The organism is Gracilibacillus orientalis, from assembly GCF_900114645.1.
GTDB classification, from domain to species: Bacteria; Bacillota; Bacilli; order Bacillales; family Amphibacillaceae; genus Gracilibacillus; species Gracilibacillus orientalis.
The window spans coordinates 271,563-297,914 of record NZ_FOTR01000004.1; the positions used below are offsets into that span (position 1 = coordinate 271,563).

Genomic DNA, 26,352 nt, shown 5'->3' on the forward strand with positions numbered 1-26,352 from the left:
TGACTATAGTAGTTAGGAGGAGTTAATTTGAGTGATTTTAAACAAAATATGTTTGATCAGATTCAAAATAATTCAAATATCCAACCTGATCAAATTATGAAAGTAGCACAAGCAGTACAAAACGCTGACTTTTCAGATGAAAAGACAGTAAGAAAATTAGTAAAACAATTAGCCCAGCTTTCTGATAAACCTGTATCCAAACAAAAAGAAGATAAAATTGTTAAAGCAATTACGAACAATAATATGCCTAAAGATATGAATTCATTAAGTAAATTGTTTAAAAACTAACATTATAGGCACATGAGGATGCAAGGTCTTATTGCTTCGCATACAATAAATCGCACAAGCATTCACTTTTAGGGTGATGATGGGTATTATTTAGTCATAACCGGAGTAGATTTTGCCCCTACTACTTCGGTTTTTTTGTTACATATACTATTAAAATGAAACACCCACACGCTTTCCTTTTTTAAAAAAATGTATGTTATAATATGTATCGATGTATATAATATTGTAGAAATCGTAAGAGAGGATGAATGTCAGTTGTCAGATCCATTAATGAAAATGTGGATATCGTTTGGAGGCATGGGTGCACTTATTTTATCCATGGTTTTAATTGTACTTAGCAGGTATAAATTGAAAGGAATTCTATCAGGTATTGTGGCATTTATTGCTTATATCTGTTTAATTATAGGTGGTATTATAATCACTTTAGTGGTTATTGGTGGGCCATCCGATGCCTGATAAGGAGGAAAGCTGAAAAATAATGGTACATAAATTTATGGTATTTGTCTTTAGTACGATTTTGCTGACCGGTTGCATGTATCCATCAGAAAACCTCAGCCAAAATCAAATTTCAAATGATTCACAACTACAGTTAGTACAAAATGCTATTGATCTGTATGCAGAACAAAATGATGGTATTCTACCGATTATAACGAAAGAAAGCGATACACCCTTATATCAAAAATATATTATTGATTTTAGTTTGTTAAAGCAGCAAGGACTTATTCAATCTATCCCTGGAACAGCTTTTGAAAATGGTGGGAGTTATCAATATGTTTTAGTTGATGTGGAAGAGAAACCAACTGTTAAAGTAATTGATTTGCATTTAGCAGATGAAATAAGAACGATACAACAACGATTAACGATATATCGGGATGAACATACATACCCACCATTTGGTGACAAAGTAGAAGAAGATGTATACGAACTAGACTATGAAGAACTTAATTTAGATGCAGATCCAAGTGTAAACAGTCCTTATTCCGATAACAAATTACCTGTTTATATCAGTAGTGATGGAGAACTATTAATTGATTATCGAATCGAGCTTTACCAAGCTTTAGAGGGAAAAGATCACTCTTATTCAAATGGCGATGATATTAGACCTATTCTAATAGAAGACCATCCAGTCGTTCCAGCATACAGTATTCCCTATACTGTATCAGACAATGAGCCAGTTTTTGCTCCAAAAATAGAAGAGGGATGGTAACTAATATACACACAAAAAACTTATCGAATATCGGTAAGTTTTTTGTGTTTAGAGAAAAATATCGCATACGCATAAAACATAAACTGCACATTACCAGAGCGATTTTTGCTTGTTTTTATGTGACAAGAATGAGATGTATAGAAAACTTTGGAGCATATACCCGTGATAGAATCCACCACATGATGACTTTCCTCTTAAACCATAATACTCAAGCTGAAAAGAGGCCATTGAAAGGCAAGTATATTTCATTCTATTGATAATACTGAATTCTAAAAAATATATTTCCTTGAAGGCTTTTCTAATTTTTGTGAATAAACAAGTTGTTCGCATCATATGTTGGAGTTAGAACTGGATAATCCATATGGCGTGTTTACCAGAAAAGTTTATTTATTATGCGAATATTTAGCATAAATTAATAGGACAACATCATAGAATAGAATTGTCAAAGATTCGAAGTAATGATGAGGTCGAATAGATCGGGAGGGGATCATTTGGAAAGGGTAGATATCTTCAAGGATATTTCAAAACGGACGAATGGTGATATTTATTTAGGTGTGGTTGGAGCAGTTCGGACCGGTAAGTCAACATTTATTAAAAAATTTATGGAAAAGACTGTCTTACCAAACATGGCGAATGAAAGTGATCGAATGAGAGCACAGGATGAATTACCACAAAGTGCAGCAGGAAAAACAATTATGACAACTGAGCCCAAATTTGTTCCTAATCAGGCTGTATCGTTAACAGTTGAAGAAGGTTTAGATGTAAATGTCCGATTAGTTGATTGTGTCGGATATACCGTTAATGGTGCACAAGGCTTTGAAGATGAAAATGGACCACGTATGATTCATACACCTTGGTATGAAGAACCTATACCTTTTCATGATGCAGCCGAAATTGGAACAAGGAAGGTTATTCAAGAACATTCTACAATGGGTCTTGTAGTTACAACAGATGGAAGTATCGGAGAAATACCTAGAGGCGACTACGAAGACGCAGAATCACGTATTGTAGATGAATTAAAAGAAGTTGGTAAACCGTTTATTATGATTATTAATTCCGTACAACCTTACAATCAAGAAACGGAATTGTTAAGGCAAGATCTATCAGAAAAATATGATATTCCAGTTCTGTCGATGAGTGTGGAAAGTATGACTGAGCATGATATTAATAATGTGCTAAGAGAAGTACTATATGAGTTTCCGGTGCTCGAAGTTAATGTTAACCTACCAAGTTGGGTGTTAGTTTTAGATGAGTCGCATTGGTTAAGACAAAATTACCAAATTGCCATCGAAGAGACGGTTAAAGATATAAGAAGATTAAGAGATGTGGATCATGTTATAGGTCAATTTGATCAATTTGATCATATTCAACAAGCATCGCTGGCAGGAATTGAAATGGGAGAGGGTATTGCAGATATCGACCTTCACGCTCCAGATGAATTATATGATCAAGTATTAAAAGAAATCGTAGGCGAAGAAATTAGAGGTAAAGATCATTTACTTCAATTGATGCAAGAGTTTACAAGTGCTAAAAAAGAATATGACCAAATTGCCGAGGCGTTAAAAATGGTAAAACAAACTGGTTATGGTGTGGCATCTCCCGCTTTAACTGACATGGCCTTGGAAGAGCCAGAAATTATCAGACAAGGCTCAAGGTTTGGAGTCCGATTGAAAGCTGTTGCCCCATCTATCCACATGATAAAAGTAGATGTGGCATCTGAATTTGCACCGATTATTGGTACAGAAAAACAAAGTGAAGAATTAGTCAGATACTTAATGCAAGATTTTGAGGAGGATCCTCTATCCATTTGGCAATCTGACATTTTTGGAAGATCATTAAGTTCTATCGTTAGGGAAGGGATTCAAGCAAAGCTATCACTTATGCCTGAAAACGCTAGATTTAAATTAAAAGAAACTTTAGAGCGAATTATCAACGAAGGTTCAGGTGGCTTGATCGCAATAATTTTATAAAAAAGATTGAAAAAGCGTTAATGTATCAACATTACGCTTTTTTATTTTGCATAAATTCATATTTTTTGGCAATAATAGGTAATATCAATAAAACTTATGTCCTAATCACTTAAAATATTATGATATCAACGTTTGAAAACACTTGCATCCATAAAAAACATATGATAACATTCATGATAACTTAGCAGTAATTGGAGAAAATAATATTTTTTTCTCCATGAAATGCGAATAATTGTTGAATTATCTTTCATTCTCAGTTATTATAAGCTTTGTCATCATTTGATGGATGACAATTGGCTATCAGTATTTCTTTGAAAGAAACGTATAGCTATTATTGGGAGGAGGTGAATATCATGAACAAGACAGATCTAATTAATGCAGTTGCAGAAAAAAGTGAACTTTCTAAGAAAGATGCAACAAAAGCTGTAGATGCAGTTTTTGAATCTATCATGGATTCACTTAAAGATGGTGAAAAAGTACAATTAATTGGTTTTGGTAATTTTGAGGTACGCGAGCGTGCTGCACGTAAAGGGCGTAATCCGCAAACTGGGGATGAAATCGAAATTCCAGCAAGCAAAGTACCTGCTTTTAAACCAGGTAAAGCCCTTAAAGATATCGTAAAATAATATGGTATTACATATGGGCAAAAAAGGGTGCAGATTGCACCCTTTTTTCATATCACCTATTCTAATTTCTCCTCTGAAATTTTTCCTTCGCAAAACAAAGTTTTATCTATCCTGTAAGATGTAAACTTATGCTATACTATGTTAATATAGAATTGGATTTTGAAGAATTGCGGTGAATTTGATGAAATACATAGACACGATTAATTATTATACAAATTTAATAACGCAAACCATAAAACAAAGTTTCCTGAATAAATATTTAGATGAACCAGAGCTAGAAATACATAAAATGATTACTCTTCATGAATTAGTACAGGATAAACCAAACTATGAAGAATTAGTTCAGACAACTATGTTAGTTCAAATCGCTCTTAATACACATGATAAAGTCAGCATTAATTTTGAAGAAGAAAATATCAGGAAACAGCAACTTACTGTGTTGGCAGGAGATTACTATTCAGGTATCTATTATCATTTATTAGCAAACCATAACAACTTAACCTTCATTCGTTTGCTTGCAGATGGAATTAATGAAATGACACAAGCTAAAATGGCTTTTTATTATTCCGACTTTAAAGATTTGGATAGCTTCCTTATCGACTATAAAGAAATTGAAAGTAAACTTATAGAGAAAGTAGCTTTTTTTGTTAATAAATCAGATCAGATACCGTATATAACTACATGGCTCTTGGCCAAACGTCTTGAATATGAATTAATACAGTTAAGCAACGGTAAAGGTACTTTTTTCCACAAATTAGTAATGGAAAATGTGCAAAGCATACAAAATAACGAACAGCTGGAGAAAAAATTGCGACAGCATTTAATAAAAATCAATCAAGATTTAGCCGAAATAATAGCTGATAACAAGAAGAACTTAGTAATTCCCAAAAATTTAGATTTATTTAATTATTATGCGTTACAGAAAAAATGGAATATGGTGTTGGAAGAAGGATTATCACAATGACAAAGCAGTCAAAAGAAGAAAAAGTACATCAAGTATTTGAAAAAATCTATAATAATTATGATTTTATGAATTCGATCATTTCATTTCAAAAACATAAAAAATGGCGAAATGATGTAATGAAAAGAATGAAAGTACAACTAGGTTCTAAAGCCTTAGATGTATGTTGTGGGACGGGAGATTGGAGTTTTTCTTTATCTGAAGCTGTAGGAGCGAATGGAGAAGTAATTGGCTTGGACTTCAGTCAAAACATGCTATCTGTGGCAAGAGAAAGACAAGCTGAACAAGCATTGAACAATGTACAATTTATTCACGGTAATGCAATGGAGTTACCGTTCGAAGATAATTATTTTGATTATGTAACGATTGGATTTGGTTTGCGAAATGTGCCGGATTATTTGCAAACATTAAAGGAAATGCATCGTGTTGTTAAACCAGGCGGCATGGTTGTATGTCTTGAAACTTCGCAACCAAGCGGAAAGGTCTTTCGGAAATTATACTATTTTTATTTCAAAAATATCATGCCTTTATTCGGTAAAGTTTTCGCTAAGAGTTATCAAGAATATGTGTGGTTGCACGAGTCTGCGAAAGACTTTCCTGGTAAAGAGGCATTAAAGAGTTTATTTGTAGATGCTGGACTTGTAAATGTCCAATATAAAAGCTATACAGGTGGAGTAGCAGCCATGCATCTTGGTGAAAAACAAGTGGAGAAATAAAGGTGAAGTCAAATGAAGCTTGCAAAAACATATTCTTTTTTAAAAAAAGATTTATCATTAATTGAAGATGCATTGGAAGAAACGGTGTATGCTGACCAACCCGTCTTGCACGAAGCGTCTACCCAATTATTAAAAGCTGGAGGCAAGAGACTGCGACCGATTTTTGTATTGTTGGCATCTAAATTTGGTGATTATAACATAAATAGAATCAAAAATGTCGCTAGTTCATTAGAGTTAATTCATATGGCATCCCTTGTACATGATGATGTCATAGATGACTCTGATATAAGGCGGGGTAAACCAACCGTAAAAGCAAATTGGGATAACCAGGTAGCTATGCTCACAGGTGATTTTATGTTTGCTAAAGCATTACAACAATTCACCGATATTGACCAACCCCGAGCCCATCAAATACTTGCTAAGACGATGATGGAATTAACAATTGGCGAAATTGAGCAAATTAAAGATAAATATAATCTAGATCAAAACTTAAGAGTCTATTTACGAAGGATAAAAAGAAAGACAGCGTTATTAATATCTTCCAGTTGTCAGTTGGGGGCTATTGTAGCAAATACTGATAGGGAGACAGAAAAAGCTTTATATCGTTATGGTTACTTTATGGGAATGTCCTATCAAATCATCGACGATATATTAGATTTTACTGCTTCTGAAAAAGAATTGGGAAAACCAGCTGGAAGTGACTTGATTCAAGGAAATATTACATTACCCGTATTATATGCCATGGAAAATCGGACTATTCGACAAGAGTTGAAGAACGCCTTTGCAGATAGTAGTAATGTAAGTCCCAATCTATTAAGACCTATTATCTCAAAAATATCAAAATCGGATGCCATTACAAAAGCTAGGGAAGTCAGTGACCAATACCTTCAGAAAGCATACGATTCGCTTAGTTTATTGCCGGACATTCAAGCAAAGGAAGCACTAGCTAATATTGCTAATTACATAGGAAACAGAAAAATATAATGAGGTGAATATGGTGGAAAAGACATTCTTGATGATAAAACCAGATGCAGTACAACGTAATTTGATTGGTGAAATTGTTACTAGATTTGAAAGAAAAGGATTCAAATTAGTTGCAGCGAAACTTATGACAATTTCGGAGCCTCTAGCAAAACAACATTATGCTGAACATGAAGGGAAACCTTTCTTTAATAATTTAGTATCTTTTATTACTTCCGGACCTGTATTCGCCATGGTGTGGCAAGGCGAAAATATCATTGAATCTTCAAGAAAAATGATAGGAAAAACAAACCCACAAGAAGCTGAAGCAGGTACAATCAGAGGTGACCACGGGATTGTAACTCATCGTAATATTATTCATGGTTCTGATTCAACTGAAAGCGCGGATAGAGAAATCAATCTATACTTTAGCAAAGAAGAAATACAGAATTATGAAAAAAATGTTGATTACTGGTTATCATAATTGCAACTCAACAGCTAGGTTAAGGGAGAAGAGACATGACGGAATATCAAACTTTTATAGATCAGATATACAAGAAGACCGGTCTTGACTTATCTTTGTACAAAGAAGTACAAATGAAAAGGCGTTTAACCTCTTTACGAAATAAACGGGGCTATGAATCATTTGATAGCTACTTTAAAGCAATTAATAAGGATCAGCAGTTACTTCAAGAATTTTTAGATAAGGTAACGATCAATGTATCTGAATTTTATCGCAATCCAGTAAGATGGAGAGTACTGGAGGATAAAATAGTTCCGACGTTTAAAAAAAACAAGAGAAAAATAAAAATTTGGAGTGCAGCTTGTTCTACCGGTGAAGAACCATACACATTAGCGATTATTGCCAATCAATTCTGGAGTTTAAAAGATATCGAAATTTTGGCAACAGATATAGATCCTAATGTGTTAGCTAGAGCTAAGCAAGGAATTTATAATGACAGAGCACTGCAAGAAGTCCCAGTAAATATTAAAAAGAAATATTTTCACCAAGAAGGTGACACCTATAAAGTAGATGAACAACTAAAACAAGCCATCACCTTTAAAGAACATAATCTACTAGCAGATCCATATCCATCCAATGTAGATTTGATTATTTGTCGAAATGTGCTTATCTATTTTACGGAAGAAGCTAAAAGCACGATTTATCATAAATTTAGTGATGCATTAGCAAATGATGGTGTTTTTTTTGTTGGAAGCACAGAACAGATATTTTCACCAGACAAATACGATTTGGAAGTTTTGGATACTTTTTTTTATAGAAAAAAATAAATTGCATAAAAAATCAGAAAATTTCTACACACATTTTTTGAATGCTGTGTTATAGTAATACAAAAATGTATTATTGAGGGGGATAACAATGCGATATTTAACAGCAGGTGAATCGCATGGTAAACAACAAACGACAATTATCGAGGGGTTACCAGCGAGAATGCCAATTACTCCAAACGACATTAATGATTCGCTTTTACGCCGTCAGAAAGGTCACGGTAGAGGGAAACGAATGCAAATAGAGAAAGATTTAGTAGATGTAGTCGGTGGTGTACGTCATGGTTATACCTTAGGATCTCCAATTGCTTTGGTTGTACATAATGATGATTTTAAACACTGGATTGATGTAATGGGAGAAGATCCTGTATCTGAAGACCAAAATATTCGCCGAGTAGTGACTCGACCACGTCCAGGTCATGCTGATTTAAATGGGGCCCTGAAATACGGTCATCGAGATATGCGTAATATTTTGGAGCGTTCATCAGCGAGAGAAACAACTGCTCGTGTTGCAGCTGGAGCAGTAGCTAAAACTTTATTAAAACATTTGGATATTAACATTGTTGGTTATGTAAAGGAAATTGCTGGAATTAAAGCTGAAGAAAAGCCAGAATTATCAATCGATGATAAGATCCGGATTTCCGAAGAGTCTACAGTTCGCTGTTTAGATGAGGCGGTTGGACAACAAATGATGGATGCAATCGATCAAGCGAAAAAAGATGGAGATTCCATTGGTGGTGTTTGTGAAGTTGCTATTGAAGGACTGCCAGCAGGAATTGGATCGTATGTACAATATGACCGAAAATTAGATGGTCGTATTGCTGGGGCTGTACAAAGTATTAACGCTTTTAAAGGTGTTGAATTTGGTATTGGATTTGAAGCAGCTCGTAAAAATGGCAGTGAAGTACACGATGAAATCCTCTGGTCAGAAGAGCGTGGTTATTACCGTAGAACGAATCGTTTAGGCGGCTTTGAGGGTGGAATGACGACAGGTATGCCTGTTATCGTCAAAGGGGTTATGAAACCAATTCCTACATTATACAAACCACTTCAAAGTGTAGATATTGAAACGAAAGAGCCTTTTAATGCAAGTATTGAAAGATCTGATTCCTGTGCAGTTCCGGCTGCTGCAGTGGTAATGGAGCATGTCGTTGCATTTGAAATTGCCAAAGCAATCTTAGAACAATTCCCGAATGATCAATTTCCGAAATTAAAAGAAACAATTGATGGGTACCGTGAGGAAATAAGGTGTTTCTAATGCACAAGCAGACAATCACAACTAGTACAAATCAATATGATGTATTTGTTGGCAAAGGCATGATGGAAAACATAAAAGATTACTTACCAAAAGCGTACCGTAATATATTAGTTATTACGGATTCAATCGTCAACGATCTTTATACGGCAAAAGTTGTAGCTAATCTACCAGAAGAAGCAAAGGTATCTGTTAGTGTAGTCCCAACTGGAGAATCTTCCAAAAGTATGGAGCAATATTATCAATTATTGACAGATGTCATTCATCATCAATTAGATCGAAAATCCCTTATTATTGCACTTGGTGGAGGAATGATTGGAGATTTAGCGGGATTTGTTGCTGCTACCTATATGAGAGGAATTGACTTTGTACAAGTTCCTACCACCATTTTAGCTCACGATAGCAGTGTTGGTGGAAAAGTAGCAATAAATCATCCAGAGGGTAAGAATTTAATCGGTAATTTTTATCCACCGCAAGCCGTTCTTTATGACATCGACACGTTGCACTCATTGCCTGATAAAGAGAAAAGATCAGGATATGCAGAAGTAGTCAAACATGGTTTTATAAGTGACCATGCCTATTTGGAAGATGTATTGAAAGTGGACCTTACTAAAGCGATAGACTCAAATGTGATGACCGACCATTTGCAGAAAGGGATCGCTGTCAAAGCAAAGGTTGTAGAACAAGATGAGATGGAAACCAATATTCGGAAATATTTGAATTTTGGACACACTTTAGGTCATGCTATTGAATCGGAGCTTGGCTATGGGAAGATCACTCATGGTGAAGCTGTTGCAATTGGCATGTTATTTGCTATCAGAGTAAGCGAACAAAAGTTAGGTAGTAAATTACCATACAAAGCATTGTATAATTGGTTGTTAGATAATCATTATCCTTTAAATTTACCATCGATACCTACTACTCAACTTGTTGAACGCATGAAAAAAGATAAAAAATCAGAGAATGCAACTGTTCAAATGGTATTGTTACAAGAAATAGGTGAGCCTGTAACAGAGAATATATTAGATCAAGACCTCACCAATCTTCTAGAAAACTTTATGAGAGAGTTGGGTTCGTAATGATAAGAGGAATACGAGGAGCAACTACTGTAAAACACAATGATGCAGATGAAATAGTCCAAACAACAAAAGAGCTGATTGAAACGATGGCTAGAAAGAATGATGTGGATCCTGAAACAATTGCTTCTGTGATGATTTCAGTAACTCCTGATCTGACAGCTACTTTTCCGGCAAAAGCCTTACGCTTAATCGATGGATGGAAATACGTTCCGGTAATGTGTATGCCAGAAATTAATGTTCCTGACAGCTTACTAAAATGCATTCGAGTGATGATGACTGTAAATACATCAAAATCTCAAAAAGAAATCGAACATATTTATTTAAATGATGCAATTAAACTAAGACCTGACTTGCTAAAAGAAAAGAAGTAAGTAAATTGAAAGGAGCTATGTCATTGCAAGCAAAACAAGTATTTCAAAATATGTCGCCATATACACCAGGAAAACAAATTGAAGAAGTAAAAAAAGAATATGGTTTATCTAAGATAGTTAAGTTAGCCTCAAATGAGAATCCATTTGGCTATTCTGATAAAGTAAAAGATGCTATTCCACGGATGATCGATCATCTAGAAATTTATCCAGATGGATATGCGACGGCTTTGCGTGAAACATTAGCCAATACGTTACATGTAGGAGAGAAACAATTAACTTTTGGTTGTGGATCTGATGAAGTCGTGGATATCATATGTCGAACATATCTAGAAGAAGGAACGAATACTGTAATGGCAACTCCAACGTTCCCTCAATATAAACATAACGCAGTAATTCAAGGTGCAGAAATTGCAGAAGTACCTTTAATCAACGGTTATCATGACTTAGAAGCTATGCTTAAAACTATCAATGCTCAAACAAGAGTGGTATGGCTATGTTCGCCTAACAATCCTACTGGCACGTTGATTAGTCGAGATAAGTTAGTGAATTTTTTAAATGAATGTTCAACAGATGTTATGGTTGTATTAGACGAAGCGTACTATGAATATATTGAAGACAGTCACAACCCGGATAGTATTGGACTATTAAATGACTATCCTAATTTAGTCATTTTACGCACATTCTCCAAAGCATATGGTCTAGCCAATTTACGTGTAGGTTATGGTGTTGCGTCAGAAGAAATTACTACTCATTTAAATATCACACGTGGACCATTTAACACGTCGTCTATTTCCCAAATATCCGCTCTAACAGCGCTTGAAGATGAAGGCTTTTTACAACAGACGTATCAAGAGAACATTAAGAATAAGAAAGCATTTATGCAGGCCTGTGATGAAATGAATTTAAGCTACTATGATTCAGAAGCAAATTTCCTTTTTGTGAAATTGCCGACTTCGGGTGATGCAATGTTTGAGTATCTATTGAAAAAAGGTTTCATTGTTCGTTCTGGTGAAGCGTTGGGGCATCCAAACGGAGTACGAATTACCATCGGTTCTACAGAACATATGGGTGAGTTAGTAGCAAATATGAAAGAATTTCTAGCATCAATATAAAAGGAGAATAAATCGTGAAACAAACGGTTTTAATAGCGGGTCTCGGACTAATAGGAGGCTCGCTTGCTTTAAGTATACGAGAAACGAAACAAGTAAGATTAATAGGATATGATTCCAATTACAGCACACTTGAATATGCCAAAATGAATAAAATCGTGGACGAAGTTTATAGTGATTTTACTGAGGCAGCAGCTCAGGCAGATATATGTATCTTAGCTGCACCGGTTTCTGTGACGGTAGAATTGATCAATATTTTAAATGAAATGATATTCGAAAAATCGATCATTGTGACAGATGTAGGATCTGTTAAAGGACCAATAATGGAAGCAGCAAGTGAAATTGATTCACCTTACATTGCTTTTATAGGTGGTCACCCAATGGCAGGGTCACATAAGAAAGGCATTCAAGCTGCAAAAAAGCATTTATTTGAAAATGCAATCTATGTCCTGTCTCCAACAGATAGTAGTACGGAAGAGGATGTAGAACGATTACAAGCACTATTAACTCCAACTAATAGTAAATTCTTAATCTTAGAACCGGATGAACATGATGAGATGACAAGTGTCATTTCGCATTTTCCCCACTTAATCGCTTCATCTCTTGTTCACCAGGCAAGAAACTGGCAAAAAAAGCATCCATACATACCTAAGCTTGCAGCAGGTGGCTTTCGTGACATAACAAGAATCGCTTCTAGTAATCCATTAATGTGGAGAGATATATTCTTTCAGAACCGATCTAAAATGAGTCGATTATTGGCTGATTGGATAGAAGAAATGAAGCAATTAAAAAAATTGATTGACAGTGGTGAAAAATCGCAAATCCAGCAATATTTAGAGCAAGCACGTGAATATCGTGATGGTTTGGATAGTAGAAAACAAGGAGCTCTTCCATCCTATTACGACATATATGTGGATATTTTTGACCAACCTGGTGCCATGTTGAAAGTTATCGAATTATTAGCTAAACATGATATTAGTATTAACAATATTGAAATACTGGAGATTAGAGAAGGTATTACTGGTGTTTTACGGTTAAGTTTCCAAAACAAAAATGATCAGGAATTAAGTCAAGCTATTTTGAAGAAAAATCACTATGATACAGTGATTGAAGAATAGGAGAGGTATATCTTGTCGCAAAAAGTATTAGCATTTGAAAAAAAGACGCTAACTGGTAACATTACTGTCCCTGGAGATAAATCCATTTCTCATCGCGCAGTAATGTTTGGTTCTTTAGCAGAAGGAACAACCAAGATTACTAACTTTTTAGCTGGTGAGGATTGTTTATCTACCATCGAGGCTTTTCAATCAATGGGAGTTTTTATCCAACGTGAGGAAAATACTGTCTTAATCGAATCTGAAGGGGTTAACGGACTAGAAGAACCGGTTCAGCCGATTGATTTGGGTAACTCCGGAACAACCGCACGACTATTAATTGGTATCTTAGCAGGCTTGCCATATCACTTTACGTTATATGGTGATGATTCGTTATCGAAACGACCAATGGATCGTATTGCTAATCCTTTACGCGAAATGGGTGCAAAGATTGATGGCCGAGAAAATGGTCGGTTACTTCCGATTGCTGTAAGAGGCGGCCATTTATCACCAATTGATTTCAAACCACCTATTAAGAGTGCTCAGATTAAATCAGGTGTTTTATTGGCAGGTCTCTTAACAGATGGGGTCACAACTGTTGAAGAAAAGACTAAAACGCGAGATCACACGGAGAATATGCTACAAGCGTTTGGTGCTGATATTGATGTGGAAGGTACTACAGTAAAAATAACAGGTAATAAAAAATTAACCGGATGTGATATTGAAGTGCCAGGTGATATTTCGTCAGCAGCATTTTTCCTGGTAGCTGCTGCCATTACCAAAGGAAGTCATATCACCATTGAAAATGTAGGTCTTAATCCGACACGAACAGGTATCATTGATGTATTAAAAATGATGAATGTTTCCATTAAAGTCGTTGCAAAAAGAACGATTGGTGGGGAGTCCATAGGGGATATTACTGTGCAAGCTTCTCAGCCCAAAGCCACGGTAATAGAAGGAGATATTATTCCTCGAATCATTGATGAAATACCGGTTATTGCTTTATTAGCAACACAAGCAACCGGTCAAACCGTGATAAAGGATGCTGAGGAATTGCGATTTAAAGAAACCGACCGCATAGAATCAGTGGTCAATACATTATCAAAATTAGGTGCGACTATTACTGGTACCAAGGATGGTATGATTATTGAGGGAAATACCCAGCTTCATGGTGGGGTAACGGAATCATATGGTGATCACAGGATTGGAATGATGATCGCAGTGGCATCTCTTCTAACGGATGAAAAAGTAGAGTTACATGATGATGAATGCATCGCCATTTCTTATCCAACCTTTTTCGAAGATTTACATTACTTAATATCCAACTAACGAAAAGATCCATGTTGAGTATAATGAACATGGATCTTTTCGTTACAAGTAATGAATACACAAAAACATAAACTGCTAGGAAATTTCATTTTTTCTATAGGGAGTATTTATCCGCAGTGTCAGTTTTATCTATTTGGAATCAGTTAGCCAGAGCAGTTTAGAAAGAAGGTTGATGTGAACAGGTTATTTATATGAATTTTTGTTCTTATAAATTGTCTTGGTTGCTCGATTGGTTGTTATCCGATAAGATGAATAGTTAGAAGGATACGATATAAAGAAAGGTTGAAATTATTGAATACAATTGAACAAGCAATTGAAATGATCCATGCTGGAGAAGTTAAAGAAGCCTTAACATTGCTTAATGAAACGGCAATTTCAGCTGACATAGATACCAAACTAGAGATTTCGCATATATTTATAGAATTAGGGAATCATGATTTGGCGGAAGAACTATTAGAAGATATTCTAGTTATAGAACCACATAACAGTGAAACGAAATTATTATTATCGGATATCATGATTGATGATAATAAAGACGAGCGAGCAATTGAACTGTTAAATGAAATAGAACTTGGTGATGAGAATTACCTTCAAGCATTAGTACAGCTTGCAGATCTTTACCAGGCACAAGGATTATTCGAAGTAGCAGAGAGAAAACTAATAACAGCAAAAAATATAGCCCCGGAAGAAGCGATAATTGATTTTGCGTTAGGCGAATTATTATTTACTTCTGGAGAATACCATAAATCGATTATTTATTATGAAAAACTAAGACAAACAACTGAAGAATTTGCCGGTGTTAACATCACCAGTCGCTTAGCAGAAGCATATGCTCTCAATGGTGATTTTGAAGCATCCCTCGATCACTACCAAACATTAGATACAGAAGATCCTGAGACGCTCTTTCGTTATGGTTTTTTAGCTTATAAGTCCGAACGGTATGAAATAGCAATTCAAGCGTGGGAAAAATTATTAGAAGAAGAGTTAGAGTATCCTTCTGTTTATTTATATCTAGCGAAAGCATATGAAGAAGAAGGTATGATTGAAGAGGCTTATAAAACGGCCAATCAAGGGGTAGAAATGGACCCATTTAATAAAGAAATGTGGTTTACAGCAGGCAGAATCGCATTAAAAATAGGTAACACTGAACTAGCATTTGATTTTGTAATAAAAGCGATATCGTTAGATAATGAATATCAAGAAGCACTCTTATTCTTAGTGGAAGCATATAAAAAACAAGAAAATGATTCCGAAATTATACACCTATTAACGGAACAAGTTGATATCGAACCGCTAGATGGAATTTTTTACTGGGAGCTTGCCAAAGCTTATTATGAGGAAGAAGAGTTTAAACAGGCATTAAATGCTTACCAAAATGCATACAATAAGATAAAGCAAGATACCGACTTCTTAAAAGATTATGGTTATTTTCTAGTAGAAGAAGGGAGGATCAGCAAAGCTTTAGAAGTATTTGAAGAGTTCATGGCTTTAGAACCATCAGATTTCGATATTCAACAATATGCCGAAAGGTTGAAAGATCAAAATAATGATACTCTCTTTTAATTGGAGGGGGAAGTAAAATTGGAAACTTCAATTCGTGTGGAGGATAAAAAATCATTTATTCAGTGGTTTTTAGGAAATTATCAACTAAAAAAAAGGGAAAGTGTTTGGATTCTTAACTATTTATTAAACCATGAACAACTATTAGAACATGTTCACTTTGTGTTAGAAGCACGATTCTGTCCTAGAGCGATGATTATTTCTACGCATTGTTCAAAAGAAATAGCTTTTCGGTTTTATAAAAAGCATATTGTAACAACGGATGCAGATAAATCGTTTCATGATATCCGGTTACATGCTAAAGAACCTATATATATACAGCTTAATTTTAAAGATTCCAGACAATGTATCCCTTATATAAAAGTATTGGAGGATAATCCGTTTATTCCTGATGATTACTTTTTGACCAAAAGTGATAAAAAAATGGCAGAAGAATGGTTAGCATATTCGTTATATGAATATAAAAAAGACATGTTACTCCAAAACATAAATGAGGCATTAGATCAAAAAAATCAACAATTGTTTGAACATTACTCTGATCAATTGAAAAAACTGGAAGCATCCTATATTATTAAGAAGTGAATAGATTGTAGAACGGGAGACCCATTACGAAGGGGATATTCCGTTTCTTTTTGTGAATTATTGTCAACTTGACATCTCGTCAAGTTTTTCATGTTCTAGTAAATGTAATAGGGAGGATAATAGATGCGGTGGAAAAAGAAAGATCTGGAATTATTTTTTCAATCAAAAGAATATGTTGATACGCTGTGTATACCACTAGTACCCCTTGATTTACAAACAGAATCAGAGGCAACAAAATTAGCTGATCAAAATACTTCTTTGCAGATCATATTAGATGAATTAGAAAGAAATTATACGGGTAGAATAATGCTAAGTCCAGCTTATACATACATACGTAGCACAGATTATGAGAGCGAGAGTGCCATTCTAAAACAGTGGACAAGCATGTTTTCCAACAATCATTTTAAACATATATTTTTACTTACTTATGATGTGAACTGGAAAAAACACGAACGTCTCCTCGATAGTAATTTGATATGGCTGACTGCAACTACTATTGAAGATTATCAATCGGACCATGCTAAGAAATGGGTAAACGAACAAGTACTTCAAATTAGCGAGCTAATCAGAAGCTATTGGTAAGAGTTGTTCTTAATAGAAAATAGATATTATAAATTAGATTTTATTGACCATAGCCATAGTTTGCGCTATCATAGTAATGTCCTAGTAATATATAAGAGTTTATAATCCATGAAGTCGGAATATGTGTAGAGGGGGGTAAATAATGTCAGAGAAAAAACAACCAGTGTCCCGTCGTCAGTTTCTAAATTATTCATTAACAGGGGTTGGCGGTTTTATGGCTGCTAGTATGCTTGCACCAATGGTACGTTTTGCTATTGATCCAGTTTTAGAAGCTACTAGTGGAAGTGAAATGCATGCTGTTGTTGATGTATCAGAAATCACAACGGAGCCTCAACGATTTGACTGGACTGTAAATCAAGTCGATGCTTGGTACACATCAGACGTCACAAAAAGTGCTTGGGTTTATAAAGATGAAAATGATGAGATTGTAGCGTTATCACCGACATGTAAACACTTAGGCTGTGCGGTGAGTTGGGCTTCAAACCCTGATTATCCTGAAGAATTCTTCTGTCCATGTCACGAAGGTCGTTATTACAAAAGTGGTTTAAATGTCCCGGACACACCACCAAATGCGGCATTAGACTTATTTGAATACGAAGTGAAAGACGGAACATTACATCTAGGAAATATTGTTGAAAATACAGTTCAGGAAGGAGGCGCTTAATAGATGCTACAGAAGATCTATGACTGGATTGATGATCGTGTGGACATAACTCCACTCTGGCGAGACATTGCAGATCACGAAGTGCCAGAGCATGTTAACCCTGCACATCATTTTTCTGCGTTTGTATATTGTTTTGGTGGCTTAACATTCTTTGTAACAGTCATTCAAATTTTATCAGGGATGTTTTTAACGATGTATTACGTACCTGATATTGAAAATGCATGGCGGTCTGTTTATTATCTACAAACAGAAGTAGCACATGGGCAAATTGTAAGAGGTATGCACCACTGGGGTGCAAGTGTAGTTATTGTGATGTTATTTTTACATACTTTACGTGTTTTCTTTCAAGGTGCTTATAAGAAACCACGTGAGCTTAACTGGATGGTAGGTGTCCTTCTATTCTTTGTTATGCTTGCACTAGGATTAACGGGTTACTTATTACCATGGGACAATAAAGCATATTTTGCTACAGTAGTAACACTTGAAATTGCAGAAGGTGTACCTGTTATTGGGGAAATGACTAAAACATTACTTAATGGAGATCCATCTATTGTAGGCGCCCAAACATTAGCTAGATTCTTTGCGATTCACGTGTTCTTCTTACCAGCAGCACTATTCGTGTTGATGGGTATTCACTTTATCATGATCCGTAAGCAAGGGATTTCCGGTCCGCTATAAACTAGAGCTAACAAAGGAGGGATAGCAGTGAAACGAGGAAAAGGGATGAAGTTTGTCGGCGACTCACGAGTTACGGCTGACAAGAAAAAGTTTATTCCGAAAGATTATTCAGAATTTCCTGGTAGAACAGAAGCATTTTGGCCAAATTACTTGTTAAAAGAGTGGTTAGTAGGGGCAGTATTTATAATAGGTTTTTTATGTTTAACCATTGCACACCCTGCACCATTAGAGAAAATGGCCGATCCAACTGATACTAGTTATTTACCATTACCAGACTGGTATTTCTTATTTCTATATCAATTATTAAAGTATAAATTTGCAAGTGCGCAGTTCTTTGTATTAGGTGCAATTGTTATTCCTGGACTAGCATTTGGTGGACTTCTCTTAGCGCCGTTTCTAGACAGAGGAAAAGAGCGTCGTCCACATAAACGTCCAATTGCTACTGGTTTAATGATTCTTAGTTTTATTGCTGTATTCTGGTTAACTTATGAAGCATCAGCCCACGTTGACTGGGAAGAAAAAGCAGAAAACAACAAACCAGAGTTGCCGGATGATCAACCAACTGTTGAAATAGATGAGTCTGATCCCGGTTATGCTCTGTATGAAGAGAACAGCTGTATTAATTGCCACGGTGGAGATTTGACTGGTGGAGGAGCAGCTCCAGGTTTGATTGGAATGGAACATGGTGTTGATGAAATTAAAGATATTGCAGTTAATGGTGTCGGTCAGATGCCTGCAGATCAATTCCAAGGAACAGAAGAAGAATTACAACAGCTTGCTGACTTTATTGTTTCAGTAAATGAACAAGCTGCAGAAGAAGAATAAACCATTACCCTCGCTCGTACTACATGGGCGGGGGGTTTTTAATAGGGTGCTAATAGAGTTGTTGGAACGATGAATTTACTACTAGCAGATCCAACAGGTCATTTTGCACTTTAAATGGTGATAGCAAGGGGAAATGTATAATGTTACAAAAGTTATTGTTCCACCCGTATTTTATTGCGCTTTTATTTATTGTGAATTTAGTTGGTACTATTTACGGCTACTTTTGGTATGGCAACCAATTAGTAGATGCACCTGTTTATTTTCTCCCTTTTGTACCTGATAGTCCAACAGCTAGTCTGTTCTTCACATTATTTTTATTTTTTATCTTAAGGGGAAAACATGTCCCAATAATCGAGGCCTTAGCATTTACTACGCTTGTAAAATATGGGATATGGGCTGTCGTGATGAATCTTTTAACGCTTTACATTAGTGGAGATTTAAGTTGGCAAGGCTATATGCTAATCGCTTCTCATGGTGCAATGGCGGTTCAAGCATTTCTGTATGCCCCACTTTATAAATTTAAATTGAGTCATTTAGCAATCGCAGCCATTTGGTTGTTACATAATGAACTGATCGATTATGTCTATGATATGATGCCTGTTTATGGCAGTTTATCTGATTATCAGCAACATATTGGCTATTTTACTTTTTGGCTATCGATCATTACTATTTTTATTGTCTATCATATATCTGTCAAGAAGAACTTGAAATATACTATTACCTAAATTTCCAACAGGTTATAATCGAATGCATAACTGCGACCGATCTTTCATACATTTTTAAAAAGAAAGATGGAAGAAGGGGTAGTTGTGCGAATTATATATATGTTTTCATTTTTTTTCATCTTAATAATAATACAAGCTTTTTATCCATCCGACCTCTCTGCTCAAAGTAATGATCATTATATGTATACCTTTGAACGACTAGTACAAGAACAACGTTATGATGTAGCCGTCCAAATCATCGAAAATAATCAAATGGCCATTATACAGAGAGTTGCAGAAGAAAAGGGTACATACGAACCGATAATGAGAGAATACCTTGATAAATGTCTAAGTGTACTTCGAGATGAGCAAACAACAGATTCTGAAAAATCATTAGCAGCCCAACAAACCATGATTTTATGGGATGCTATGACCTCTGATAATGCTCCACTATGGACATCCTGGAAGTATGAATTAGATAATAAGATGAACAAATTATTAGATCAGAAAAAAGTAAGTCAACATGAAATGGATGAAATTGTTTACTATGTGAAAGCAATATCCCCAGTTGTTAAATTACATTTAAATGATGAACAATTCCAAGATTATCAGCAGTCAGTAAGTGTCCTGGCGAATAATCATCAGTCGTATAATGAAATCGAATTAGAAGAAACCTTTGCACAAATATCTAAGCTTAATATTGACACACTGAATAATGCAAATGCCCATTATACGAAGTGGCTTATATTTATTGTATTCGGTTTTATTTTCCTGAGTTTATCTTATGTTGCCTGGGCAAAATACAGGGGAGAAACTACGTAATCATTTTAATTGACACTTTGTCGTTTTTTGACTAAAATTGACGTTAGTGAGATGTATTTATGATGGAGGAATGAAGATGTTAGGATATATAGTTTATCTCGCTTTATTAATTCTAGTCCCAATGTTAGCACAATCAAAAGTAAAAAAAACCTATAAAAAATATGCACAAGTAATGAATTCTAACATGATAACAGGTGCACAAGTCGCAAGAAAGATCTTAGATAATAATGGCTTGTACCATGTATCAATAGAAGAGACGAAAGGTAAGCTGTCGGATCATTATGATCCACGTAAAAAGATCGTTCGTTTATCCAGTGATAACTATCATGGTTATTCTGCAGCTGCAACAGCAATTGCTGCGCATGAAGTAGGTCACGCTATTCAAGATGCAGAATCATATGCATTCTTGCGTTTTCGTCACACTCTTGTGCCAGTCGCGGGACTGGCGGATAAAATGTCGTTTATTTTCATCATTGCCGGTATTCTACTAAGCGCAATGAACCTAGTACTTATTGGGGTTGTTTTCATGTCATTTGCAGTTCTGTTCCAGCTTGTGACTTTACCAGTAGAATTCAACGCTTCCAACCGTGCAATGAGTCAACTCGTTTCTTCCGGTATTATCCGCAACAACGAAGAACGACAAACGAAAAAAGTGTTAAACGCAGCTGCATTAACTTATGTTGCAGCAGCACTAGTAGCAGTAGCAGAGTTAATTCGGTTTGCTTCGATGTTTTTACTTGCAAATAATGAATAATATTAAATATGATGAAAGGCAGATGTGTATACATCTGTCTTTTTACTTTATCTCTGGAGGGTTTTAAATGTATAATAAAGAAAGTATGCAAGATATGCAAAAGAGAGTAGATCAGTATATTTCTCAATTTGAAGAAGGTTATTTCTCACCATTAAGTATGCTCGCCCGTTTTACGGAGGAAATTGGTGAGTTAGCACGTGAAGTTAACCATCAATATGGTGAAAAGCCAAAAAAGAGTTCTGAAAATGATAATACGATGGAAGCAGAATTAGGTGATCTTCTTTTTGTAATGATTTGTTTTGCTAATTCACAAAATATTAGCTTAAGTGAAGCATTTGCAAAAACGATAAACAAGATCGAAACAAGAGACAAAGATCGTTGGACAAGGATAGCGAGTCAGGAGGATAACAATGAGTAAAATTAAAGTAATTGTAGCGGGACCCAGAGGAAAAATGGGTAGTGAAGCGCTAAGAATGATTGAAAAAAAAGAAGACTTGGAATTAGTCGCTTGTTTAGATCATAAATTTGAAGGTAAACAAATAAACGAGTTGGAGGAACTACCCAATTTTGATGCTATGATCTATACGGATATGGAAACATGTTTTCAATCAGTAGAAGCAGATGTATTAGTTGATTTGACGACACCTGAATTTGGTTATATACATACAAAGACAGCGATCAACTATGGAATAAGACCAGTAGTTGGCACAACAGGTTTTACAGAAGAGCAATTACAAGAGCTAACTGATTTGGCAGAAGAAAAGGAAGTTGGCGTTATTATTGCACCAAATTTTGCCTTAGGTGCGGTACTTATGATGCAATTTGCGAAATGGGCAGCTAAATACTTTCCGGATGTCGAGATTATTGAAAAACATCATGATAATAAACTGGACGCGCCATCTGGAACTGCAGTGAAAACCGCTTCATTGATCAAGGAAGAACGAGAAACGAAAAAGCAAGGGCATCCTGAAGAAAAAGAAACCCTTCCTGGTGCAAGAGGTGCTGATGTTGACGGCATGAAGATCCACAGCATGCGATTACCAGGTCTAGTTGCACATCAAGAAGTGGTATTCGGTTCGTCTGGAGAGAATCTAACAATCAAGCATGATTCGTTTCATCGTCAATCCTTTATGACAGGAGTTAAATTGGCAATTGATAATGTAATGAAACTGGATATTTTAGTTTATGGATTAGAAAATATACTTGAATAAGGAGAGAGCCAGATGAATATAGCTTTAATTGCACATGATAAAAAGAAAACAGATATGGTTAATTTTACGTTAGCTTACTCAACCATTTTGAAAAATCATACGCTTTATGCAACTGGAACGACTGGTGAAAAAATTAACGAAGCAACAGGTTTGCCTATTCAACGCTTTGAATCCGGGCCATTAGGTGGGGATCAACAAATAGGTGCAAAAATTGCAACCAATGAAATAGACCTCGTTATTTTTTTCCGTGATCCATTAACAGCTCAACCTCATGAACCAGACATAAGTGCATTGATGCGTTTATGCGACGTTTATCAAATTCCTTTAGTAACCAATTTAGGTGGAGCAGAAGTAATGATAAGAGCGCTTGACGCAGGTTTTTTTGAATGGCGTAATTTACAGTCATAAATCCAAAATAATAGGTGGGTTGCCACATGCTAAAAATAGGAATTATTTGTTATCCATCAGTAGGTGGTTCTGGAATAATTGCAACCGAATTAGGTAAAATGCTAGCAAAGCAAGGCCATGAGATTCATTTTATTACATCCAGTGTTCCATTTCGTTTGAATTCATTTAATCCTAATATATATTTTCACGAAGTAGAATTAAATCATTATCCTGTTTTTCAATATCCACCTTACGATTTAGCTTTGGCAACGAAAGTAGCGGAAGTAATAGATACGGAACAATTAGATATCATTCATGCACACTATGCGGTGCCACATGCTATTTGTGCTATTTTAGCCAAACAAATGGCAAAGCATCCAGTGAAAATTGTTACCACATTACATGGTACTGATATTACTGTTCTGGGAATTGACCATAGCTTAAAGAAGATGATCCAATTTGGAATCGAACAGTCGGATGCCGTTACAGCTGTATCAGAAAGTCTGGTAAAGCAAACGAAAGAAATGCTAAGAATAGAACGCCCCATTCATGTGGTGTATAATTTTGTGAATGAACAGGAATATCAACCAGACGATAAGGAAGAATTAAAGCAAAAATTCGGCATTGAAAAAGATGAAAAAGTTTTGATTCATATTTCTAACTTTCGTAAAGTAAAGAGGTTAGAAGATGTGATTCGTACTTTTGCAGCTGTATATAAAGAGACGCCTGCCCGACTTCTGTTAATTGGAGATGGTCCTGAATACGGCCCAATTTATGATTTGGTACGAGAGTTACAATTGGAGCAAGTAGTCCACTTTCTTGGAAAACAAAAAAATATTCCTTCTTTACTTTCGATTGCAGATATTAAATTACTATTATCTGAGAAGGAAAGTTTTGGGCTAGTTTTATTAGAAGCAATGGCTTGCGGTGTTCCGTGTATTGGTTCAAATGTCGGTGGCATTCCCGAAGTTATTGAAGATGGAGCAACAGGTTATATTGAAGAACTGGGAGATATTGATGCTTTCGCTGCGAGAACACTAGAGTTAATTAATGATACGAATAAATGGCAAATCTTTTCAGACAAGGCCAAAGAAAGAGTTTTACAACATTTTTCATCAGATAAGATTAAACAGCAATATGAAAATTTGTATACTGAAGTGTTAGGTGAAACCGATGATAGCAGATCTATTTAAGTTAGCTCAACAAGTTGTACAAGAGATTCAAAACCATGGATTTCAGGCGTATATTGTTGGTGGCGCTGTAAGAGATTCCATACTTGGAAGAGATATTGACGACATAGATATCGCAACATCTGCTTATCCTGAACAAGTACAGAAAATGTTCACAAAAGTGATACCGACCGGGATAGAGCATGGTACAGTATTAGTACGATATCATGGCACATCCTTTGAGGTAACAACATTTCGAACCGAAACAGGTTACAGTGATTTTAGAAGACCAGATACAGTGAACTTTGTTACGAATTTAAAGGAAGATCTTGCAAGAAGAGATTTTACCATGAACGCAATAGCAATGGATCAATCATTACAGCTGATTGATCCATACCATGGCCAATCTGATATCAAGAATAAAGTAATTCGGACAGTAGGAAGAGCACAGGAACGTTTTTTAGAAGATCCATTAAGAATGATGCGGGCTATCCGTTTTCAGAGTCAATTAGGATTCAAATTAGACAATGAACCTTTAGATGCCATTCATGATAACAAAAAATGGCTAGAAAAAATTGCGGTGGAAAGAATTGCAGTAGAGTGGGAAAAAACGTTAACAGGTACATATTTCAATGAAGCAAAACAATCGCTATTTCATACAGGTTTAGTTGACCATTTACCCATTCTGTCTGAACATATTAACATACAATTAGAGTTTCAAAGGTTAAATTGTTCACTGCCAAGTTTTGCTGCTTTTATCGCTTATATGAATCTAAACATAGCTGATATAGCGATATCTGATTGGACAAACAGGTGGAAACTATCTAATCAGATTAAAAAAGATAGCCATCTGTTAGTCCAACTTGTTCAAGATTATCCGAAAGAGCCGCTAAGCTGGGTGCTATATCGATTACCTGAAGATTTAATAGAGGATTTTTCAAGATTATGTTTATTATTACAAAATGAAGCAATAAACAAGGAAGATATTATTGCGATTAAAAATGGCCTGACTATCAAAAACAGAAGAGACTTAGTAATTAATGGACAAGATATTATTTCCTTTTTTCCGGATCGTGAGGCAGGATCATGGATTCAACATATGCTTCTTGAAACAGAGAAAGCAGTCATTTCAGAGGTAATTAAAAATGATAAAAATGATATAAGAGAGTGGTTACAATATGACAACAAATAAACGCCACGAGTTAATTTCCCTACTGGCGGGACAGGATGATCATTATATCTCAGGACAAGCTTTATCCGAGAAATTAGAAGTTTCCCGTACTGCTATATGGAAACATATGAATGAATTAAAAAAAGATGGTTATCAGTTTGAATCTGTTCCTAAGAAAGGATATCGTCTGATAGCTAAACCCGATAAACTCAATGAAAGCACAATAAAATGGGGATTAGATACAGACTGGTTGGGGAAACGTATCGAGTTCAGACATGAGGTGGCGTCTACCCAGGATTTAGCACATGCATTAGCAAGAAAAGGTGCAGAACATGGCACTGTTGTTACTACCAATAAACAATTATCTGGCCGTGGACGAATGGATCGGCGTTGGGTATCTGATCATGATGGAGGAATATGGATGAGTCTCATCCTAAGGCCTAACATTCCACCACATCAGGCATCACATATGACTTTATTTGTAGCAGTAACCTTAGTAGACACGCTGGAGCGTGTCACGGGGCAAAGGATCCAAATTAAATGGCCAAATGATTTATTTATTGATGGTAAAAAAATATCTGGAATTTTAACAGAAATGTCAGCAGAATTGGAAGCTATTCAATATCTAATTATCGGTTTCGGTATTAATGTAAATCAGTCATCTGAAGATTTTCCGGAAGATCTTGAAGCAAAATCTACTTCTCTTGGGATAGAATCTGGGCAGGAATGGGACAGGCAAGCAATCATTCAGAATATATTACAAGATTTTGAAATAGCTTATCAACTTTATTTGAAAACCGGTTTTGGACCAATCAAAGAAAAATGGTTAGAGCACGCATATAAATTGAATGAAAAAATTCATGTGAAAACAGCTCAGGAAGAGTATGCTGCCATAGTCAAAGGGATAACAGATGATGGAGCATTGATTGTTTTAAATGACAAGAATGAAGAAAAGGTTATTTATAGTGCAGAAATTATATGGTAAGGGGTT

General features: G+C 35.6%; 31 protein-coding genes. All 31 read left to right on the forward strand.

The window, feature by feature from the left end; translation table 11 throughout:
* Window positions 1-27 precede the first annotated feature (27 nt).
* Window positions 28-288, forward strand: a complete 261-nt coding sequence (locus BM121_RS09725; RefSeq protein WP_091483442.1) for a stage VI sporulation protein F — start codon at window positions 28-30, stop codon at window positions 286-288.
* A gap of 255 nt (window positions 289-543) precedes the next feature.
* Window positions 544-744 (forward strand): DUF2768 domain-containing protein, encoded by a 201-nt coding sequence (locus tag BM121_RS09730; protein WP_091483443.1) that lies wholly within the window; start codon window positions 544-546, stop codon window positions 742-744.
* 22 nt (window positions 745-766) lie between these two features.
* Complete coding sequence (locus tag BM121_RS09735) at window positions 767-1,495, forward strand: hypothetical protein (RefSeq protein WP_091483444.1); 729 nt, start codon at window positions 767-769, stop codon at window positions 1,493-1,495.
* Window positions 1,496-1,986: 491 nt separating this feature from the next.
* Window positions 1,987-3,465, forward strand: a complete 1,479-nt coding sequence (gene spoIVA, locus BM121_RS09740) for a stage IV sporulation protein A (RefSeq protein ID WP_091483445.1) — start codon at window positions 1,987-1,989, stop codon at window positions 3,463-3,465.
* Window positions 3,466-3,818: 353 nt separating this feature from the next.
* Window positions 3,819-4,091 (forward strand): HU family DNA-binding protein, encoded by a 273-nt coding sequence (locus BM121_RS09745; RefSeq protein WP_035721086.1) that lies wholly within the window; start codon window positions 3,819-3,821, stop codon window positions 4,089-4,091.
* A 181-nt stretch (window positions 4,092-4,272) separates the two neighbouring features.
* Window positions 4,273-5,055, forward strand: a complete 783-nt coding sequence (locus BM121_RS09750; protein WP_091483446.1) for a heptaprenyl diphosphate synthase component 1 — start codon at window positions 4,273-4,275, stop codon at window positions 5,053-5,055.
* Window positions 5,052-5,768 carry a demethylmenaquinone methyltransferase gene (locus tag BM121_RS09755; RefSeq protein ID WP_091483447.1) on the forward strand — a complete coding sequence of 239 codons (717 nt, stop codon included), beginning with the start codon at window positions 5,052-5,054 and terminating at the stop codon, window positions 5,766-5,768. The genes BM121_RS09750 and BM121_RS09755 overlap by 4 nt, the downstream gene beginning before the upstream one ends.
* A 12-nt stretch (window positions 5,769-5,780) precedes the next feature.
* On the forward strand, window positions 5,781-6,752 hold the full coding sequence (hepT, locus tag BM121_RS09760; RefSeq protein ID WP_091483448.1) for a heptaprenyl diphosphate synthase component II: 972 nt from the start codon (window positions 5,781-5,783) through the stop codon (window positions 6,750-6,752).
* Between the two features lie 10 nt (window positions 6,753-6,762).
* Window positions 6,763-7,212, forward strand: a complete 450-nt coding sequence (gene ndk / locus BM121_RS09765; RefSeq protein WP_091483449.1) for a nucleoside-diphosphate kinase — start codon at window positions 6,763-6,765, stop codon at window positions 7,210-7,212.
* A 35-nt stretch (window positions 7,213-7,247) separates the two neighbouring features.
* Window positions 7,248-8,018, forward strand: a complete 771-nt coding sequence (locus BM121_RS09770; RefSeq protein ID WP_091483450.1) for a CheR family methyltransferase — start codon at window positions 7,248-7,250, stop codon at window positions 8,016-8,018.
* A gap of 88 nt (window positions 8,019-8,106) precedes the next feature.
* Window positions 8,107-9,273: a chorismate synthase gene (gene aroC, locus BM121_RS09775; RefSeq protein ID WP_091483451.1), complete on the forward strand. Its 1,167-nt coding sequence runs from the start codon at window positions 8,107-8,109 to the stop codon at window positions 9,271-9,273.
* Window positions 9,273-10,349 carry a 3-dehydroquinate synthase gene (aroB, locus tag BM121_RS09780; RefSeq protein WP_091483452.1) on the forward strand — a complete coding sequence of 359 codons (1,077 nt, stop codon included), beginning with the start codon at window positions 9,273-9,275 and terminating at the stop codon, window positions 10,347-10,349. Before aroC ends, aroB begins: the two co-directional genes overlap by 1 nt.
* On the forward strand, window positions 10,349-10,720 hold the full coding sequence (aroH, locus tag BM121_RS09785) for a chorismate mutase (protein WP_091483453.1): 372 nt from the start codon (window positions 10,349-10,351) through the stop codon (window positions 10,718-10,720). Before aroB ends, aroH begins: the two co-directional genes overlap by 1 nt.
* 23 nt (window positions 10,721-10,743) lie before the next feature.
* Window positions 10,744-11,832 (forward strand): histidinol-phosphate transaminase, encoded by a 1,089-nt coding sequence (gene hisC / locus BM121_RS09790; protein WP_091483454.1) that lies wholly within the window; start codon window positions 10,744-10,746, stop codon window positions 11,830-11,832.
* Between the two features lie 14 nt (window positions 11,833-11,846).
* Entirely contained in the window at window positions 11,847-12,947 is a 1,101-nt protein-coding gene (locus BM121_RS09795; protein WP_175495381.1) for a prephenate dehydrogenase, read from the forward strand.
* A gap of 12 nt (window positions 12,948-12,959) precedes the next feature.
* Complete coding sequence (gene aroA, locus BM121_RS09800; RefSeq protein ID WP_091483456.1) at window positions 12,960-14,252, forward strand: 3-phosphoshikimate 1-carboxyvinyltransferase; 1,293 nt, start codon at window positions 12,960-12,962, stop codon at window positions 14,250-14,252.
* 291 nt (window positions 14,253-14,543) lie between these two features.
* On the forward strand, window positions 14,544-15,815 hold the full coding sequence (locus BM121_RS09805; RefSeq protein WP_091483457.1) for a tetratricopeptide repeat protein: 1,272 nt from the start codon (window positions 14,544-14,546) through the stop codon (window positions 15,813-15,815).
* A gap of 18 nt (window positions 15,816-15,833) precedes the next feature.
* Window positions 15,834-16,394, forward strand: a complete 561-nt coding sequence (locus tag BM121_RS09810) for a ReoY family proteolytic degradation factor (RefSeq protein ID WP_091483458.1) — start codon at window positions 15,834-15,836, stop codon at window positions 16,392-16,394.
* 123 nt (window positions 16,395-16,517) lie between these two features.
* Window positions 16,518-16,976 carry a DUF2487 family protein gene (locus BM121_RS09815; protein ID WP_091483459.1) on the forward strand — a complete coding sequence of 153 codons (459 nt, stop codon included), beginning with the start codon at window positions 16,518-16,520 and terminating at the stop codon, window positions 16,974-16,976.
* Window positions 16,977-17,118: 142 nt separating this feature from the next.
* Complete coding sequence (locus tag BM121_RS09820) at window positions 17,119-17,640, forward strand: QcrA and Rieske domain-containing protein (protein ID WP_091483460.1); 522 nt, start codon at window positions 17,119-17,121, stop codon at window positions 17,638-17,640.
* A gap of 3 nt (window positions 17,641-17,643) precedes the next feature.
* Window positions 17,644-18,318 carry a menaquinol-cytochrome c reductase cytochrome b subunit gene (gene qcrB / locus BM121_RS09825; protein WP_091483461.1) on the forward strand — a complete coding sequence of 225 codons (675 nt, stop codon included), beginning with the start codon at window positions 17,644-17,646 and terminating at the stop codon, window positions 18,316-18,318.
* A gap of 27 nt (window positions 18,319-18,345) precedes the next feature.
* On the forward strand, window positions 18,346-19,143 hold the full coding sequence (locus tag BM121_RS09830; protein WP_091483462.1) for a menaquinol-cytochrome c reductase cytochrome b/c subunit: 798 nt from the start codon (window positions 18,346-18,348) through the stop codon (window positions 19,141-19,143).
* Window positions 19,144-19,283: 140 nt separating this feature from the next.
* The gene (gene lhaT / locus BM121_RS09835; RefSeq protein WP_175495382.1) at window positions 19,284-19,868 is read left to right on the forward strand and encodes a lipoprotein heptaprenylglyceryl N-acetyltransferase LhaT; all 585 of its coding nucleotides are present in this window, start codon (window positions 19,284-19,286) and stop codon (window positions 19,866-19,868) included.
* Window positions 19,869-19,952: 84 nt separating this feature from the next.
* Window positions 19,953-20,669, forward strand: coding sequence for a sporulation protein YpjB (locus BM121_RS09840; RefSeq protein WP_175495383.1), 717 nt, complete (start codon window positions 19,953-19,955; stop codon window positions 20,667-20,669).
* Window positions 20,670-20,745: 76 nt separating this feature from the next.
* The gene (locus tag BM121_RS09845) at window positions 20,746-21,423 is read left to right on the forward strand and encodes a zinc metallopeptidase (RefSeq protein ID WP_091483465.1); all 678 of its coding nucleotides are present in this window, start codon (window positions 20,746-20,748) and stop codon (window positions 21,421-21,423) included.
* 67 nt (window positions 21,424-21,490) lie between these two features.
* Window positions 21,491-21,841 carry a nucleotide pyrophosphohydrolase gene (locus tag BM121_RS09850; protein ID WP_091483466.1) on the forward strand — a complete coding sequence of 117 codons (351 nt, stop codon included), beginning with the start codon at window positions 21,491-21,493 and terminating at the stop codon, window positions 21,839-21,841.
* The gene (gene dapB / locus BM121_RS09855) at window positions 21,834-22,634 is read left to right on the forward strand and encodes a 4-hydroxy-tetrahydrodipicolinate reductase (RefSeq protein ID WP_091483467.1); all 801 of its coding nucleotides are present in this window, start codon (window positions 21,834-21,836) and stop codon (window positions 22,632-22,634) included. Before BM121_RS09850 ends, dapB begins: the two co-directional genes overlap by 8 nt.
* Window positions 22,635-22,646: 12 nt before the next feature.
* A complete protein-coding gene (gene mgsA, locus BM121_RS09860; protein ID WP_091483468.1) occupies window positions 22,647-23,042 on the forward strand; it encodes a methylglyoxal synthase in 396 nt (131 codons plus the stop codon).
* A 26-nt stretch (window positions 23,043-23,068) separates the two neighbouring features.
* Window positions 23,069-24,214: an N-acetyl-alpha-D-glucosaminyl L-malate synthase BshA gene (gene bshA, locus BM121_RS09865; protein WP_091483469.1), complete on the forward strand. Its 1,146-nt coding sequence runs from the start codon at window positions 23,069-23,071 to the stop codon at window positions 24,212-24,214.
* Window positions 24,195-25,382, forward strand: a complete 1,188-nt coding sequence (locus BM121_RS09870) for a CCA tRNA nucleotidyltransferase (RefSeq protein WP_091483470.1) — start codon at window positions 24,195-24,197, stop codon at window positions 25,380-25,382. The genes bshA and BM121_RS09870 overlap by 20 nt, the downstream gene beginning before the upstream one ends.
* Window positions 25,369-26,346 carry a biotin--[acetyl-CoA-carboxylase] ligase gene (locus tag BM121_RS09875; RefSeq protein WP_091483471.1) on the forward strand — a complete coding sequence of 326 codons (978 nt, stop codon included), beginning with the start codon at window positions 25,369-25,371 and terminating at the stop codon, window positions 26,344-26,346. Before BM121_RS09870 ends, BM121_RS09875 begins: the two co-directional genes overlap by 14 nt.
* Window positions 26,347-26,352: the final 6 nt, after the last annotated feature.

Coding starts and splice junctions, on each gene's coding strand:
- aroH (WP_091483453.1), top strand. CDS start 10,349: ATGATAAGAGGAATACGAGGAGCAACTACTGTAAAACACAATGATGCA.
- BM121_RS09845 (WP_091483465.1), top strand. CDS start 20,746: ATGTTAGGATATATAGTTTATCTCGCTTTATTAATTCTAGTCCCAATG.
- BM121_RS09870 (WP_091483470.1), top strand. CDS start 24,195: ATGATAGCAGATCTATTTAAGTTAGCTCAACAAGTTGTACAAGAGATT.
- BM121_RS09875 (WP_091483471.1), top strand. CDS start 25,369: ATGACAACAAATAAACGCCACGAGTTAATTTCCCTACTGGCGGGACAG.
- hepT (WP_091483448.1), top strand. CDS start 5,781: ATGAAGCTTGCAAAAACATATTCTTTTTTAAAAAAAGATTTATCATTA.
- BM121_RS09820 (WP_091483460.1), top strand. CDS start 17,119: ATGTCAGAGAAAAAACAACCAGTGTCCCGTCGTCAGTTTCTAAATTAT.
- BM121_RS09750 (WP_091483446.1), top strand. CDS start 4,273: ATGAAATACATAGACACGATTAATTATTATACAAATTTAATAACGCAA.
- BM121_RS09735 (WP_091483444.1), top strand. CDS start 767: ATGGTACATAAATTTATGGTATTTGTCTTTAGTACGATTTTGCTGACC.
- BM121_RS09815 (WP_091483459.1), top strand. CDS start 16,518: ATGCGGTGGAAAAAGAAAGATCTGGAATTATTTTTTCAATCAAAAGAA.
- mgsA (WP_091483468.1), top strand. CDS start 22,647: ATGAATATAGCTTTAATTGCACATGATAAAAAGAAAACAGATATGGTT.
- lhaT (WP_175495382.1), top strand. CDS start 19,284: ATGTTACAAAAGTTATTGTTCCACCCGTATTTTATTGCGCTTTTATTT.
- bshA (WP_091483469.1), top strand. CDS start 23,069: ATGCTAAAAATAGGAATTATTTGTTATCCATCAGTAGGTGGTTCTGGA.
- BM121_RS09745 (WP_035721086.1), top strand. CDS start 3,819: ATGAACAAGACAGATCTAATTAATGCAGTTGCAGAAAAAAGTGAACTT.
- ndk (WP_091483449.1), top strand. CDS start 6,763: ATGGTGGAAAAGACATTCTTGATGATAAAACCAGATGCAGTACAACGT.
- dapB (WP_091483467.1), top strand. CDS start 21,834: ATGAGTAAAATTAAAGTAATTGTAGCGGGACCCAGAGGAAAAATGGGT.
- BM121_RS09850 (WP_091483466.1), top strand. CDS start 21,491: ATGTATAATAAAGAAAGTATGCAAGATATGCAAAAGAGAGTAGATCAG.
- BM121_RS09770 (WP_091483450.1), top strand. CDS start 7,248: ATGACGGAATATCAAACTTTTATAGATCAGATATACAAGAAGACCGGT.
- qcrB (WP_091483461.1), top strand. CDS start 17,644: ATGCTACAGAAGATCTATGACTGGATTGATGATCGTGTGGACATAACT.
- aroC (WP_091483451.1), top strand. CDS start 8,107: ATGCGATATTTAACAGCAGGTGAATCGCATGGTAAACAACAAACGACA.
- BM121_RS09755 (WP_091483447.1), top strand. CDS start 5,052: ATGACAAAGCAGTCAAAAGAAGAAAAAGTACATCAAGTATTTGAAAAA.
- aroB (WP_091483452.1), top strand. CDS start 9,273: ATGCACAAGCAGACAATCACAACTAGTACAAATCAATATGATGTATTT.